Origin of the sequence: Kribbella sp. NPDC050470 (assembly GCF_044458365.1) — a bacterium.
Taxonomy (GTDB): domain Bacteria; phylum Actinomycetota; class Actinomycetes; order Propionibacteriales; family Kribbellaceae; genus Kribbella.
This window is the reverse complement of sequence record NZ_JBITHV010000022.1, coordinates 1-15186: the sequence shown is the minus strand read 5'-3', so window position 1 is coordinate 15186 and position 15186 is coordinate 1. Positions and strand designations below refer to the sequence as shown.

Below are 15186 nucleotides of genomic sequence, written 5' to 3'. Positions count from 1 at the left end.
CTCAGTGTCTCGGTCGTTGTACGTAGAGACGGTTGGTCGTAGGTCCGGTCCACTCCATTCGGACGACGCCCGGGACGGTCGCCTTGTCGCGGCGTGATGGGTCGGACCAGTAGCCGAACCGGGGGTTGCGGAAGAACGTCGCCCACAACCGGCCACCGGCGTCCTGGAAGATGTTGTTGTGGCCGGCGCCGACGCCTGCGGTCCACCGCTTCGAGTACGGGCCTTCGAAGTGGTCGGCGACCGCCATGATCGCGTCGTAGTGATACTGAACCCTCCCCGGCCCGGCCGGGTCGTAGGCGTTCCGGGTGGTGCCGTCCGCGTTCGTCGAGGTCCGGTTCCACGCAGCGTGGAGGAGGAAGTACTTGCCGCCGTACTTGAACACGTACGCGCCCTCGAGATACGGCTCGGGTTCGTACGGGCGCTGCTGGAACCTCGGCAGGCCGGTGGTGGGGATGATGTCCTCCATGTCGTCCCGGAATCTCGCGTACAGGTCGTTGTGGAGCACCAGCCAGGCGTCGTCGTTCTCGGTGTAGATGCTGCCGTCGATGTGGTGGTAGGCGCCGGGCTCGATGAACGCCGGCCCTCCGATGAAGGAGTCCCCGAACGGCTTGTCGACGTTGCCCTCGGCAAGACGGTACGGGCCCTCCACCCCACCTTCGCTCACCAGAAGGAAAGAGCCGACCTTGCGGGAGTGGTCGCCCATGCAGGCGGCGATGTACCAGGTGCCACGGAAGAAGTGCACTTCAGGAGCCCACACGGCTCCCCGCTTGCCGAACTGCTCGTCGTACCAGTACTCCTGCCAAGGAGCGACGACAGTTCGCCCGGACCGGTTCTCACCGACGAACTCGGGCGACCAGACCTTGCCCTTCTCCACGTCCGGCCGGATCCCGGTCGTGTCGGCGAGGCGCCAGGGACCGGAGAGCGAGCTCGACACCCACACGAAGAGGCCGTCGTTCCAGGGCGCGGGTCCGCTGACACCTGGGGCGCGCGTCGTGCCCGTGGCGACGTACTGCGGTCTGCCGTCGACAAGGAAGCAGTTGACGTAGGTGTCACGCATCCAGACCCGCCCGAGCTCGTCGTCGCGCGGGCGGAGCTCGAGTGGCAGGACGAAGGAGTTGTCTTCCCGCGGCCAGAGTTCGGGCCGGGTGTCGGCCAGGCCGTAGGGCTCGAGCTCAGGCCAGGGCGAGGGGTAGCGGCGCATCGAAGTGCGCCCCGCCGACTGGATTCCGGGATCGCCGGCCGCGGTCACCGGGGGCAGTGCGGCCGCGCCCACCAATCCGGCCATACCGGCCATGACGGTACGTCGACCGACGTGCGACCCGCTCTCGTTGCTGGTCATCCGCGAATCCTCCTTCGTCGTGCTGGGCTCCCGTGCCCTGCGGAAAGCACACGCTAACGACGTTCATTTCGACGGTGAACAGCCGACAAAAAGGGATCTCGAACCGGGCTCGTCAGCGAGCAAGGGTGTCAGCTTGGGGGTAGCCGACCAGTAGTGGGCTGTTGTGGAACAGGGCTGCCAGTGCGCCGACTGCGCCGGCCTCCTCCGCGAGCTCGGCGGCCCGGACGGACGGGGGAGTGACGCCACTGGGAAACAGTTCGTCGGCGACCGCGGCGGTGACCTGCTGAACGATGACCGGCGCAACCCGGGTGATCCCGCCGCCGATCACGATTCTGGCCGGGTTCAGCGCCATCGCGGACCGTCCAGCGACTCGGCCAACCGCGGCCGCCGCAGTCCGCAGTACCTGCTCGACGACCGGGCTCGGGTGCGCGGCGGCTGCCTGCAGGTCGTCGAGGTTGTCGACCAGTACGCCGCCGGCCCGACAGGCGGCGAGGATGGCCGGAACGGATGCAACAGTCTCGAGGCAGCCGAGCTTGCCGCAGCGACACTGCCGACCGTCCGGTTGCACTGTCACGTGACCGAGCTCGCCGGCCAGGCCGTCCGAGCCGGTGACCAGTCGGCCACCTACCACCAGGCCGCCGCCGACGCCGTCGCCGAGGCGCACGTAGATGAGATCCTCGACCGGGTCGTCGCCGCTGATGGCCTCGGCCAGCGCGGCCAGCCTGGTGTTGTTGTCGACGATCGCCGGCGCGTCGAAGCGGTGAACGAAGGCGGCGTCCACACCGTCGGCGGAACCACGACCGGCCGAGTCGCCGACGTGGCGCGGCCTGGCGGTCGGAGGCCCTGGGTGCGGGCCGGGCACGCCGATCCCGATGCCCTGCAGGGCGCCGAGGTGAACACGCGCCTCGGAGCTCAGCCGATCGATCAGCCCGAACGCCCGCTCGATCCGGGCCGGCCAGGCGGTGTCGCTCTCGTACGGCGCCGATCCCGACATGAGGATCTCGTGCGAGGCGTCTGCCACCACGACGTGCACCCGCCGATGGCCGAAGTCGACGCCCATGAACTGGCCGGAGCCCGGGTCGAGTGCCAGTCGCTCGGCCGGCCGCCCGCTGCCCGTGCGGCGCCCCGCGTCGGTGTCCACGACCACGATGGCGCCGCGGAGCAGCAGGCTGCCGGTGATCTCCGAGAGCGTCGACCGCGACAGCCCGACCACTTCCGCGATCTCGGCCCTGCTCATCGCTCCGCCCTCCCGGAGGGCGCCCAGGACCCGCTCCTCATGAGTTCGCCGGACGAAGGCTTGAACTCCGGCGCGACTCGGCATGAGCGCACTGTAGGAACCGCGGGTTTTTCCGACAAGCCTCCGGACGAATTCAACCGGAGTTTCGTCGACTGCTGTCACCTGCCGATCATCGGCGAACAGCGCGGACCGTGTCGCGGATGACCACGTGGGTGCCGAGGGTGGTGTGGGGTTCGGTGGGGGAGGGGGCTATGGCCAGGGCGGCGGCGGTGCGGCCGAGCTCGCGGGCGGGGATGTGGACGGTGGTCAGCTGGAGGTCGGCGGCGAAGGAGTCGTTGTTGAAACCCACGACCGAGATGTCGTCCGGGACCCGGAGGCCGGCGTCTCGCAGTGCCTGCATGGCGCCGGCGGCGACGTGGTCGGTGTGTGCGAGTACGCCGGTGAACGCGGGCGGGCCCGCGTCGAGGAGCTCACGCATCCGGGCGTAGCCGCTCTCGCGGTTCCACGCGGGGTGGATCTCCAGACTGGGGTCGAGGTCGCCGCCCAGGTCGCGCAGGGCGTTGCGGTAGCCGATGGATCGCCGGGTGGTGATGCTCTGGCCGTCGGGGCCGCCGAGGAGCAGGATCCTGCGGTGGCCGCGGGACAGCAGGTGGCTGGTGGCGGCGTACGCCCCGCCCTCGTTGTCGTACTCGACCGAGGCGTCCTGGAAGCTGGGGTCGATCGGCGGCCGTGCGCACAGCACCAGACGAGTGCCGGACTGTCTGAGCTGGGCGGCGAAGGCGCTCATCCGCTCGCGGTACTCGTCGCTCTCGACCACGGCGCCGACGAGGATGATCGCCTCGACGTGCTGGGCGTGCATCTGCCGCAGTACGGCGAGCTCGCGGTCGAGATCGCCTCCGCTGGTGCCGATCAGGCACAGCTTGCCGGCCTCGGCGACCCCCGTGGCGATGCTCTCGACCAGATTCATCAGGAACCCGTCGTCGAGCATCATGACCACGAGTGCGATGGTGCCGGTGCCCTGGCGGGTCAGGGCGCGGGCGTGCGGGTTGGCGACGTAGTCGAGCTCCTGGACGGCCCGCATCACCTTGTCCCGGGTCTTGGGCGCCGGGGGATAGCTGCCGTTCAGGATCCGGGAGACGGTCGTGACGGAGACGCCGGCCCGGGCCGCGACGTCCCGGATGCTCGGCCGCCCATCGCTCATGCGCCGCTCCTCGAGTCGGTTAAATCGGTGTACCAAACCCTAGCACTCTGGACGCCTCATGCGATGGAAAACGCTTGCAGTTGACCGTCACTGGCTCTTGACCCGGGTGTGAAACCGTTTTAACTTTCTCGGCAGATCGCGGATGAAGAGCCGTCCCGATCCCTCGACGAAAGGTCGTGCCATGCGGTCCCACCTCACTCACCTCGGCCGGCGGTTGACTGCCGTCGGTCTCGCCACGGCCCTCGCCCTCGCCGCAAACCTCGGGCCCCAGGCCACGGCCGCGCCTGCCGCCATCGAGCCACCCGACAGCGTGGTGGCGCTCCTGACCCCGCAGCATCCCCGCCTGCTCGCCCGCCAGGCCGACTTCACGACGGCGAGCGGGCGCCTGCAGACCGACACCAGGCTGCAGCGCTGGTTCGCCAAGGTGCGCAAGGACGCAGACGCGGCCCTTGGTACGACGCCGAAGTCGCCACCCAACAGCGTCGACACGAGCCGCGAGGTGAAGCGCCGGGTCTACTCGCTGGCCTTGGTGTACCGGCTGACTGGTGACAGCCGGTACGCCGCCCGCGCGGCCGAGGAACTGCTCGCGGCCTCGGCGTTCCCGGACTGGAATCCGTCGCACTTCCTCGACGTCGGCGAGATGACCAATGCGGTTGCCGTCGGCTACGACTGGCTGTACGACTACCTGTCCGCCGCCCAGCGGGCGACGATCCGCACGGCGATCGAGACCAAGGCGCTCCAGCCGGCGCTGACGGTCTACGTGCAGCCGGCCAGCTTCTACACGCAGACGCACAACTGGAACCTCGTCTGCAACGCGGTCGCCCTGGGTGCGCTGGCGATCGGTGACGAGAGTCCGGAGCTGGCCGATCAGGTGCTGCGCAAGAGCATCACCTCGATCCAGAACGGCATCAGCGAGTACAACCCCGGCGGTGGGTACGCCGAAAGTCCGGTCTACTGGGCGTACGGAACGGAGTACCTGGTCCAGTACCTGGCTGCGTTCAAGACCGCGGTCGGGACCGACTTCGGCCTGTCCGCGCTGCCGGGGTTGTCCATCACCGGTGACTTCCCGATCCAGGTCACGGGTGCGGGTGGCGAGGTGTTCAACTTCGGTGACGGCGGCACGGACCTGTTCGGCGCCGTCACGTCCGGCTGGCACCTGCCCTCGATGATGTGGCTGGCGAGCCGGTACAACCGCTCGTACCTGGCCGCCTGGGAGGCCGCGCGGGCGGATCGATCGGCCAGCCCACTGGACATTCTCTGGTACGACCCGAGCCGCACGACCGGCGTCACGCATCCCGGCTGGACCGATTGGACGTTCCATGGCGCCGAGGTGGCCACGGCCCGCAGTGCGTGGGGCGACCCGTACGCCGTCTCGGTGGCGACGAAGGGACTCCGCGCCGGCTACGACCAGGTGGTCGCGCACGAGAACCTGGATGCCGGCGACCTCGTGATGGACGCGAACGGCGTCCGCTGGTTCGACGATCTCGGCGGTGACAGCTACAGCCTGCCCGGGTACTTCGACTGGAGGAAGAACGCCGGCGGACGGTGGGACTACTACGTCGCGCGGGCCGAGGGCCAGAACACCATGCAGCTCGGCAGCGGCCCGAACCCGCAGACGGCGCTGACCAACGGCGCGCCCGTCGTCGAGACCGGATCGACCGCACAGCAGTGGCACGAGATCACCGACCTCACCGGGATGTACGGCGGGACCGTGCAGCGGGCCCAACGCGGGGTGAAGCTCTTCGACGACCGCAGGCAGGTACTGATCCAGGACGAGGTCCAGGCCGGCCAGCCGACGGACTACTGGTCCTTCCTGCACACTCGCGCCGACGTCGTGGTCGCGGCCGACGGGCGGTCCGCCACCCTGTACCGGGGCGGTCAGCGGTTGTGGGTCCAGTTGCTGGCGCCCTCGAGCGCGCGAATCCTGGTCGGCGACGCGACCCCGTTGGCCGGCAGCCCCGCGCCGTCCGGACAGAACCCGCAGTCCGGTGTCCGCAAGCTGATTGTCAACATTCCTGATGTCAGCAATGCGACCGTCGCACTCCGCGCGGTCCCGCTGGCCACCGAACAGCAACCACCGGCCGCGCCGACGATCTCACCGTTGGCGTCGTGGGACACGGGTTCGGCGGCTTCGGCACCCCTCAAGGCGCTCGTTGTCGGCGGCAAGCAGCTGACCGAGTTCGAACCCGGTCGCTACCGGTACGACGTGACCCTGCCCTGGACCGCGAGCAGTGCACCGAAGGTCCTCGCCTCGACCGAGTCGGACGTGGTTGCAGTCGTCTCCCAGGCCGCGGGCGTGTCGGGGGTCGCCACTGTCAGCACGTATCGGTCCGGGCGGCGCGGACCGTCGTACCAGATCCACTTTCGGCAGCCAGGGAAGGCCGGCCGGTCGTATCCGGTCGCGTCGGCCAGGGCCAGCAGCGACGACGGCAACGCCGCGCCGAACACGGTCGACGGGAGTCTGGCGACCCGATGGTCCGCTGCGGGGGACGGGGAGCACATCACCTACGACTTGGGTCGCGCACGCTCCGTCGGCGCGGTCGCGGTGGCCTTCTACAACGGAGCGCGGCGGACCGCGAAGTTCGACCTGCTGACCTCAAGCGACGGCGTGACCTGGCGGACCGCCCGGGCCGGCGTCGTGTCGTCCGGGACTACGGACGACCTCGAGGTCTACGGCCTCCCGACAGCGACTGCCAGGTATGTGCGGCTCGTCGGTCATGGCAACTCCGCCAGCAACTACAACAGCGTCCTCGAGGTCCGCCTGTACGGGAGCACTGCCGACGCGAACGCCGATGCTCCACCGCGGCCCGTCGTACTGGGAACTGTCGCCCTCGCTGCGCCGCCTGAGCTCACTCTCGGCAGCAGCGCGCAACTTTCCCTGACCGGGAGCCGCACCGACGGCCGGCCCGCAGACCTCACCACCGCGGCGATCACGTGGGCCAGCAGCAACCCCACGGTGGCGGACGTGGACGGGAACGGTCGGGTCACCGGCACAGCGGGTGGCACCACGTCGATCGCCGCCATGGTCACGGCGCCGCCGGTGCTGAAGGTCGCGCGCACGCCGATCAAGGTGATCGACCCGTCGCGGGTCGACGTGACCGCCGACAGCTTCGTGCGCAACGGTTCCTTCGCGGGTACGACGTACGGCAACGCGGCCGCCCTCGAAGTACGCAACAACCCGGGCCTGAACAGCGGTTTCGACCGAGTCGCCTACCTGACGTTCGACCCGTCCGCGGTCCGCGGCACGATCGCGTCCGCCACATTGCAGCTGTACGGCGGGATCGACGACGGAACGGCCACCTCGACGGTCAACGGGGTGTACGCGGTGGACGGCGACTGGACCGAGTCCACGCTGACCTGGAACAACCGCCCGCCGCTCGGCGCCCAGCTCGGCGCCCTCGCCCTCGACGGCACAGCCGCCTGGCGCACGGCCGACATCACCGAATACGTCCGCTCGCGGATCGACAGCGGCCGGCCCATCAGCCTCGCCGTCGCCTCGACCGTTCCCAGCTACGGCCCGCACACCGGCGTCACCAGCAAAGAGGCGGCCGGCAACCGGCCCTACCTGCACCTCACGTTCTCCTGAAAAGTGGAAGGAACTTCGACATGGCAGCACACATCTCCCGGCGGCGAGTCCTGCAGCTCGGCGGCCTCGCGCTGGGATCCGGCCTCCTGACCGCCTGTGGCGGCTCCGGATCGGGTAGCGGCGGCACGGTGACGATCCGGGTCGCGTACGACGGGAACGCCGAGCGCACCAAGCAGGTCGGCCTCGCGCTGGAGAGGATCCAGTCCAAGCTGACCGGTGTCACCGTCCAGTCCGAGTTCGGCGGCGACGCCGCGTTCTTCACCAAGGTGCGGACCCAGATCGCGAGTGGTGACGGGCCCGACATCTTCCTCGCGAACACGATCGACCTGGGCAACTACGTGAAGAGCAACGCCGCCCTGGACCTCGGCAAGTACCTGCCGGGCACCATCCGGACCGGGGAGTGGGACCAGCAGCTGCTCAAGGGCGCACAGGTCGACGGCAAGCAGTACAGCATCGGCACCGGCGTGAACTCGTTCTGCCTGCTGTACGACAAGGCCGCGTTCGCGAAGGCCGGGATCACCACGCTCGACCCGGCCTGGACCTGGGACGACTTCACCAGGATCGCGACCGAAGTGTCGGCTGCCAACGCGCGCAAGCCGTACGGCACGAGCGACGCGAGCCGGGATCTGCAGACCTTCCAGGTCTACGCGCGCGGCCACGGCGCCGAGCTCTTCACCCCGGACGGCGCGCTCGGTTTCACCGAGGACCATCTCGTCGCCTTCTGGACGCTGTGGCAGCGGCTGCGCGACACCGGCGCCGCCGTGCCCGCGGAGGTCACGGCGGCCGCCGACTTCAACAACAACAACCTGGTCAAGCGCAAGGCCGCGATGAACTTCGACTTCTCCAACCGCATCCTGTCCAACCAGACCCTCGCCGGGCGCCCGCTCGGCTCCACCACCTACCCGCAGGGCGACCGGCCCGGAGCCTACATCCGGCCGTCCCGCGTCTGGGCCGTCTACGGCCGGAGCAAGAACCCGGAGAAGGCGGCGCAGATCCTCGACGGGCTCGTCAACGATCCGGACGCGGCCCTGCTGATCAGGACTCAGCTCGGCGTCCCGAACAACCCGGAGAACCGTGCCGCGGTCGAGTCGTCGGCGACTCCGGACCAGGCCCGCGAGTTCACCCACCTCGCGCTGGTGGACAAGCATCAGACGCCGCTGGAGAACGTCGTCTTCCCGGCCGGCGGCGGCGACGTGTCGGGCGCGTTCCAGACGTTCGCCGACAAGGTTGCCTTCGGCAAGATGTCGGTCGCCGAGGCGGCCAAGAGCCTGATCGCCGACGCGACCAAGGCGCTGAAGGGCTGAGCAGATGCCGACAGTGACAGCTCGCGAACCGGACACGTCGGCCCCGGAAAGCGGGGACAGCAGTCCGCCACCGGGCGAACGACGTACCGCCGGACGGAGTCGGGAGGGCCGCTGGGGTGCGCTGTTCCTGACGCCCTGGCTGCTCGGCCTCGTCCTGCTGACGCTCGGCCCGATGGCGGCCTCGCTGTACTTCTCCTTCACCGACTTCGGACTGCTCGGCAGCCCGCACTGGATCGGCGGCCAGAACTACAGCGAGCTGCTGACCGACGATGCGACGTACCTGCAGTCGATCAAGGTGACGCTGGTCTACGTCGGCCTGTCGGTGCCGCTGAAGCTGGCGATCGCGCTCGCCGTCGCGATGGTGCTGAACACCAAGCTGCGGGGCCTGTCGTTCTACCGGGCCGTGTTCTACCTGCCGTCGTTGCTGGGGGCAAGTGTCGCGGTCGCGATCATGTGGCGACAGCTGTTCACCGGCGACGGGGTCGTGAACCAGTTCCTCGGCGCGTTCGGCATCGACGCGCCGAGCTGGGTCTCGAACCCCGACTACTCGATCTACACCCTGGTCGCGCTCGCCGTCTGGCAGTTCGGCACGCCGATGCTGATCTTCCTCGCCGGGTTGCAGCAGATCCCGCGGACCCTGCTCGAGGCGGCCGGCGTGGACGGGGCCGGGACGGTCAGCCGGTTCTTCCGGGTCACTCTGCCGCTGCTGACGCCGATCCTGTTCTTCAACCTCGTCATGCAGGTGATCGGGGCCTTCCAGACCTTCTCCCAGGCGTACGTCGTCGGCGACGGCCAAGGCGGTCCGGCCGAGTCGACGCTCGTCTACAGCCTGTACCTCTACAAGGCCGCGTTCGTCGAGTCAAGATGGGCTACGCCTCCGCCATCGCCTGGGTCCTGCTGGTCGGGATCGCCGCGATCACCGCCGTCAACTTCCTCTTCTCACGCTACTGGGTCTTCTATGACGACGAACACTGACCGCCGCCGCTTCGCCTGGGCGCGCCACGCCGTACTGCTGTGCGGGGTGGTCCTGATGCTCTACCCGGTCGCCTGGATGCTGAGCAGCTCGCTCAAGCCGGCCGGCGACATCTTCACCACCACCTCGCTGGTCCCGCGGTCGTGGGACCTGTCCAACTATGCGACCGGCTGGGAAGGCGCCGGCAACTCGTTCGGCGCCGCGATCGTCAACTCGTTCCTGGTCGCCTGCGTCTGCGTCGTCGGCAACGTGCTGTCCTGCTCGATGGCGGCGTACGCATTCGCCCGGCTGCGCTTCAGGTTCCGCGGCGCGGCTCTGGCGGTCATGCTCGGCAGCATCATGCTGCCGCACCAGGTGCTGCTGATCCCGCAGTACTACCTGTTCTTCCAGGCCGGCTGGGTCAACTCGTTCTTGCCGTTGACCGTGCCGAAGTTCCTCGCCGTCGACGCGTTCTTCATCTTCTTGATGGTCCAGTTCATCCGCGGCCTCCCGAAGGAGCTGGACGAGGCTGCCGTCATCGACGGGTGCGGCCCGGCCCGGATCTACTGGCACATCATCCTGCCGCTGCTCACCCCGGCGATGGTGACGACCGCGATCCTGACCTTCGTCTGGACGTACGACGACTTCTTCGGGCAGCTCATCTACCTCACCGACCCGGCCAAGCAGACCGTCCCGGTCGCGCTCAGCGGCTTCATGGACAACATGGGCGGCGCATCACTGTGGGGACCGATGTTCGCGATGTCCGTCATCGCCCTCGTCCCCGTCGTGGTCATCTTCCTCGTCTTCCAGAAACGCATCGTCGAAGGAGTCGCCACCACCGGCCTGAAAGGCTGAGGACCAGGACTACTTGCAGTTGAAGTTGTGGTCGCTGGGGGTTTCGTACTTGCTGGTCTGCCAGGTGAGGGCGGCGGCGTCGCGGACCTTGAAGAAGTTCTCCCTGAAGCGGTCGTGGATCTGGTCGTCGGTGATCCGGAGGAGGCACGCATGACCCCACCCACCACAGACAACGCCGAGGCGGCCCCACTCCCCAGTTAAGCAGTGGTCGGCCGTTTGGTCAGTGGGTACTGGGGGCCTTCGCGGAGGAGAGGAGGGCTTTGTGACCAGCGGGCGTGGGTCTTTGCCGTTGCCGGAGTTCGAGGGAGTGCCGGCTGGGGCGTTGGCGGGGCGGATCGGGACGCTTGATCTTCAGCAGGTGGAGCAGTTGATCGGGTACGAGCGCAACCATGGGGAGCGGGGCGCGGTGCTCGAGGTCCTCGAGCGGCGGCGGGATCAGCTTCGCGGCGGCGCGGAGGCGACGACTTCGTAGCTGGATTGTTGCGGGCGCCGATCAACCGTCGGGCGGTTACGCGGTGTTGATGATGGTCTTCACCGGGAGGCGGTTGGACGGGGGAGGGTGTGCGTGCCGTCGCAGAGGGGTGGGATGCCGGTGCGGCCGCAGCGGCAGAGGGCGATGGTACGGCGCTGGGCCGGGATCGGATCGCCGTTCTCGTCCAGGAGCTGGAAGTCGCCGCGGACCAGGAGCGGGCCGTCGGGGTACGCGCGGATCTCGGCCGGGCGCTCGTCCTTCGAGGTCATGAACAGGCGGTACCCACCCTGATTCGCGGCCGTTATCCGCCGGGTACCGGTTCGCGCATGCAGCTACCACCGCCACGTGGGCCGCTCAGCGCCTGGCTGAACGACCGGCTCACCGGACAAGACAACGCAGCGCCTGAGGTCGGGACGTCCGGCCGGCCGTACGACGACGATCTCCAGCTCGCCCTCTGGGTCGCGTACGAACTGCAGTACCGCGGCTTCGACGGCGTACACCCCGATCACCAGTGGGATCCGGTCGTCATCGCGTTCCGCACCGAGTTGGAGCGGCCCTGGATCGGCTGGCTGGAGGGCAACTGCCGGATCCTGCCGACCGATCGACCGGTAGCACAGCAGTTGCGCGCTGTGCTCGACGCCGATGATGGTCCGCGACTGGCGCCGTACCTGCGTCGGCATGCGACGGTGGAGCAGTTCCGGCAGTTCGTGCTCAACCGGTCCGTCTACCAACTCAAGGAGGCCGACCCGCACACGTTCGGCATCCCGCGCCTGGACGGTGCTGCCAAGGCGGCGCTGGTCGAGATCCAGTCCGACGAGTACGGCGGTGGTCGCCCGGAGCGCATGCATTCCGAGCTGTTCCGTACGACGATGCGCTGGCTCGGACTCGACGACAGCTACGGCCACTACGTCCCGGAGGTCCCGGCGGTCACGCTGGCGGTGTCGAACGTGATGTCGCTGTTCGCGGTCCATCGCCGCTGGACGCCCGCGCTCCTCGGGCACTTGGCCGCACTCGAGATGACCTCGACGCTTCCCAACCGCCAGTACGCCGCCGGCGCCGCGAGACTCGGCGCGTCGGATGAGCAGGCTCGCTACTTCACGGAACACGTCGAAGCCGACGCCGTCCACGAGCAGATCGCCGCCCACGACCTCTGCGCGAGCTACGTGCAACAGCATCCCGACGCGATTGCCGACGTACTGTTCGGCGCCCGGTGCTCGGTGGTGGTGGACAACCTGTTCGCCGAGCATCTGCTGACGGGCTGGCAGGAGTACGGGCGAGTCGCCGAGGCGACCGCCGGATGACGGTCTATCGGATGATCTGGCGAGGGCTCTGCTGCGTCATCCTCGCAGCCGGAGTAGCGGCCGGTGCCGTCCTGCTGCCTGGAGAGCTGTGGGTCCCGGTGGTGTTCGTGGCGGTCGTCCTCACGCTCACGACTGCCGCGGCCGGTGTGGTCGCGGGCAGGCGCGCGCCTGTCACGCCGCATTCCGTACTGCGACCAGTCACCATCTGTCTCGCGATCTTCGGCGTTCTCGGACTGGCCGCCGTACTTCATGAGGGTGCGGCCTATCTCCTCGTGCTGCTGGGTGCGAGCTCACCGTGGGCGATCGAGTGGTGTCTGCGCCGGCTCGGTCGTCACTCGGCACCCTCGCGGGTTCCCGTCAGCACGCGGCAGCTGTGCCGGGAGTGGCATGAGAGCTACCAAGCACTCAGCCAAGCGGCAACCTTGTCAGCCCGCCTGCGCATCGTGAAGGCGCGCGAGCGATGCCTCGACGAGCTCGAGCGCCGCGACCCCGCGGGCCTGCAGGCGTGGCTGGCCTCAACCGCCAGCGCCGGCGGCGACCCCACACGATTCCTGGCCACCCCGGACAAACCACTCGATCAGGACCCGACCTGAGTGGTGGCCGCCCAGGCGCTCAGCAGCTTGAGGTTGTCGGCGGTAGGAGTGTTCTTGGGAGCGGTGTAGACGAGCAGGGTGAGGCCGGGGTGGGAGGGCAGCTCCATGGCTTCGAAGTTGAGGTCCAGGTCGCCGACGGCGGGGTGGTGGAGTTTCTTCCGGCCGGTGCGGTGGAAGCGGACGTTGTGGGCGGCCCAGCGGGCCGTCGGGGGTCGGCGAGCATCGGCGCGTACAACGCGACGTCCAGCCGGTTCGCGGCGAGGTGGTCGTGGCGGGCGTTGCGGACCCAGGCGGGGGCTTCGGTGATGGCCTCGAGGACTTCCAGGACGCTGGCCGGCCAGCATCGCCACTTCCTCGCGGCGGAGGCCCTTGACACGGCGATTCCCGCCGTCCGCCGGTAGGCCTGCCTGCTCGGGGGTGAGCCGGGCCCGGCGCGACGAGAGGAACTCGCGGACCTCTGCTCGGTTGTCCATGCCTCCACGGTAGGGGGCGCCGAGCCGGCGAAGGAGGGACTGCCAGTACCTGGATCAGCAGGTCCTCCCACAACAGCGCCGATACCCCTTCACTGGGACCGTGACTCCCCGACCCCGTCCCACCCCGGCGGGCTGCTGGTGCTGTGCTTGATCACCGTGCTGACTTCGAAGGAAGGAACGATTCGTGGCGAAGAAGTTGTCGAAGGCACCGACCGGTAGAGGGCCGGCGGAGTGGTTCACCGGTGAGGTCTGGTTCGACCAGATCTACCGCGGTGAGGAGCCGTCGCGGGTGCGGGTCAACTCCGTGCACTTCGCACCGGGGTCGCGTACTGCGTGGCACAAGCATGCGGTCGGACAAACACTGCACGTGACCGAGGGGGTCGGCCTGGTCCAGGCGCGCGGTGGCGAGGTGATCGTGATGCGACCCGGCGACACCGTGCATACCCCACCCGGCGAGTGGCACTGGCACGGCGCCGCCGACGCCCACTTCATGACCCATCTGGCCATCTGGGAAGGCGCCGGCGACGGCCCGGAGACCACCTGGGGCGATCACGTGACCGATCCCGAGTACAACCAGGAGCAACCGTGACCGGGCGCCCGAGCTGAGAAGAACGGCCTGACCGAGAGCGAGCTCAAGGAAGCGATCATCTACCTGGCGTTCTACGCCGGCTGGCCGCGGGCGATGTCCGCGATCACGGTCGCCAGAGACGTGTTCACCCAGCACTGAGCAAGGAGTTTCGATGCGAGCGACTTACATGTACGGCGCCGGCGACGTTCTGGTGGTGGACGTGCCGGATCCGATCGTCAAGGAGCCGACGGACGCGATCGTGCGCGTGGTGCGACTGCACACCTCCTGCCGGTGCGGCGGATTCTGGAACAGTGCCGGGGTCGGCGGCGGACAGGCCGAGGCGGTCCGGGTCCCGCTCGCCGACGGCACGCTTGTCGCAGTACCGGTCGAGGAGACGTCCGCGCTGATCCCGTCCTTGCTGACGCTGTCCGACGTGTACGGGACCGGCTACCACGCCGCAATCAAGGCGAACGTCAACCCGCGGACCACGGTCACGCCACCGATGTCGTCGCCGAGCGGGGCGAGGAGGGCATCGCCAAGGTCCGCGAGCTGACCGGAGGCGATGGCACCCACGTGGTCATCGAGGCTGTCGGTCACATGCCCGCCTACGAGCAGGCCGTCGGTGTCGTCCGGCCAGGTGGTGTCATCAGCCGGGTCGGCGTACCGCAGTACGAGGCCGCCCCGGTCGGATTCGGCAGCCTGTTCGGACCCAACATCACGCTCACCGGCGGTCCCGCCCCGGCCCGCGCCTACATCGAGACCTTGCTGCCCGCCGTGCTCGATGGAACCGTCGACCACGGCAAGGTCTTCGACCGCGAAGTCGCGCTCGACGAGATCGCGGCCGGCTACCGAGCGATGGACGACCGCGAGGCCCTCCAGGTCCTGGTCCGGCCGTGAAGCAGGCCCGCGAAGGAGGAGATGACGTGACCCAGAACGGCTGGACGCCCGACGAGCTGACCCGGATCGGCGGCGCCACCGAGCTGAAGCTGGCCTCGTACCGCAAGGACGGCACCCTGCGGCGCTACATCACCATGTGGACCGTCGCCGTCGGCACCAGCATCTACGTGCGTTCGGCCTACGGCACCGACAACCCCTGGTTCCGGCGGGCGGTCGCCGCCGGCCGTGGACGCATCCGGGCCGGCGGCGTGGAACGCGACGTCGACTTCACCCGCCTGACCGCCGACGACCCGCTCCATACCGACATCGACACCGCCTACCACACCAAGTACGACCGGTACGGCGCTCGGCTGGTCGCCACCGTCACCGGCGACCAAGCCACCCACACCACCATCCGGCTCCTTCTCG

At 68.9% G+C, this 15186-nt stretch carries 15 protein-coding genes and 1 pseudogene; 11 read left to right on the top strand and 5 right to left on the bottom strand.

The window, feature by feature from the left end:
• Position 1: 1 nt before the first annotated feature.
• From ACIBGM_RS43515 to ACIBGM_RS43505, 3 genes are all read right to left on the bottom strand, one after another.
• On the bottom strand, positions 2-1339 hold the full coding sequence (locus tag ACIBGM_RS43515; RefSeq protein WP_396388897.1) for a family 43 glycosylhydrolase: 1338 nt from the start codon (positions 1337-1339) through the stop codon (positions 2-4).
• 112 nt (positions 1340-1451) lie between these two features.
• Positions 1452-2660 (bottom strand): ROK family protein, encoded by a 1209-nt coding sequence (locus ACIBGM_RS43510; protein ID WP_396388896.1) that lies wholly within the window; start codon positions 2658-2660, stop codon positions 1452-1454.
• An 85-nt stretch (positions 2661-2745) separates the two neighbouring features.
• Positions 2746-3777: a LacI family DNA-binding transcriptional regulator gene (locus tag ACIBGM_RS43505; RefSeq protein ID WP_360532079.1), complete on the bottom strand. Its 1032-nt coding sequence runs from the start codon at positions 3775-3777 to the stop codon at positions 2746-2748.
• Between the two features lie 181 nt (positions 3778-3958).
• On the opposite strand from ACIBGM_RS43505, the gene ACIBGM_RS43500 reads away from it, so the two are divergent.
• The 4 genes from ACIBGM_RS43500 (at position 3959) to ACIBGM_RS43485 (ending at position 10946) form a co-directional block, all read left to right on the top strand.
• Entirely contained in the window at positions 3959-7363 is a 3405-nt protein-coding gene (locus ACIBGM_RS43500) for a DNRLRE domain-containing protein (RefSeq protein WP_396388895.1), read from the top strand.
• Positions 7364-7383: 20 nt separating this feature from the next.
• The gene (locus ACIBGM_RS43495; RefSeq protein ID WP_396388894.1) at positions 7384-8667 is read left to right on the top strand and encodes an ABC transporter substrate-binding protein; all 1284 of its coding nucleotides are present in this window, start codon (positions 7384-7386) and stop codon (positions 8665-8667) included.
• Positions 8668-8671: 4 nt separating this feature from the next.
• A complete protein-coding gene (locus tag ACIBGM_RS43490) occupies positions 8672-10474 on the top strand; it encodes an ABC transporter permease subunit (RefSeq protein ID WP_396388893.1) in 1803 nt (600 codons plus the stop codon).
• Between the two features lie 262 nt (positions 10475-10736).
• Positions 10737-10946, top strand: a complete 210-nt coding sequence (locus ACIBGM_RS43485) for a hypothetical protein (RefSeq protein WP_360532094.1) — start codon at positions 10737-10739, stop codon at positions 10944-10946.
• A gap of 59 nt (positions 10947-11005) precedes the next feature.
• Here ACIBGM_RS43485 and ACIBGM_RS43480 read toward each other — a convergent pair whose 3' ends face one another.
• Positions 11006-11215, bottom strand: a complete 210-nt coding sequence (locus ACIBGM_RS43480; RefSeq protein WP_360532097.1) for a CDGSH iron-sulfur domain-containing protein — start codon at positions 11213-11215, stop codon at positions 11006-11008.
• A 57-nt stretch (positions 11216-11272) separates the two neighbouring features.
• Between ACIBGM_RS43480 and ACIBGM_RS43475 the strand changes: the two genes are divergently transcribed.
• Entirely contained in the window at positions 11273-12247 is a 975-nt protein-coding gene (locus ACIBGM_RS43475) for an iron-containing redox enzyme family protein (RefSeq protein WP_360532100.1), read from the top strand.
• Positions 12248-12258: 11 nt separating this feature from the next.
• Complete coding sequence (locus tag ACIBGM_RS43470) at positions 12259-12840, top strand: hypothetical protein (protein ID WP_396388892.1); 582 nt, start codon at positions 12259-12261, stop codon at positions 12838-12840.
• Here ACIBGM_RS43470 and ACIBGM_RS43465 read toward each other — a convergent pair.
• Complete coding sequence (locus ACIBGM_RS43465; protein WP_396388891.1) at positions 12825-13313, bottom strand: hypothetical protein; 489 nt, start codon at positions 13311-13313, stop codon at positions 12825-12827. The genes ACIBGM_RS43470 and ACIBGM_RS43465 overlap by 16 nt on opposite strands.
• 184 nt (positions 13314-13497) lie before the next feature.
• Here ACIBGM_RS43465 and ACIBGM_RS43460 point away from each other — a divergent pair, with 184 nt between their 5' ends.
• The 5 genes and pseudogenes from ACIBGM_RS43460 to ACIBGM_RS43440 all read left to right on the top strand — a co-directional run.
• Entirely contained in the window at positions 13498-13902 is a 405-nt protein-coding gene (locus tag ACIBGM_RS43460) for a cupin domain-containing protein (protein ID WP_360532106.1), read from the top strand.
• Between the two features lie 18 nt (positions 13903-13920).
• A pseudogene (locus ACIBGM_RS43455) lies at positions 13921-14040 on the top strand (carboxymuconolactone decarboxylase family protein); the annotation flags it as partial.
• A gap of 13 nt (positions 14041-14053) precedes the next feature.
• Positions 14054-14434: a hypothetical protein gene (locus ACIBGM_RS43450; protein WP_360532130.1), complete on the top strand. Its 381-nt coding sequence runs from the start codon at positions 14054-14056 to the stop codon at positions 14432-14434.
• Positions 14413-14778, top strand: coding sequence for a zinc-binding dehydrogenase (locus ACIBGM_RS43445; protein WP_396388925.1), 366 nt, complete (start codon positions 14413-14415; stop codon positions 14776-14778). Before ACIBGM_RS43450 ends, ACIBGM_RS43445 begins: the two co-directional genes overlap by 22 nt.
• 26 nt (positions 14779-14804) lie before the next feature.
• Positions 14805-15186: DUF2255 family protein (locus ACIBGM_RS43440; protein WP_396388890.1), on the top strand; the 382-nt coding region annotated here is incomplete at its 3' end.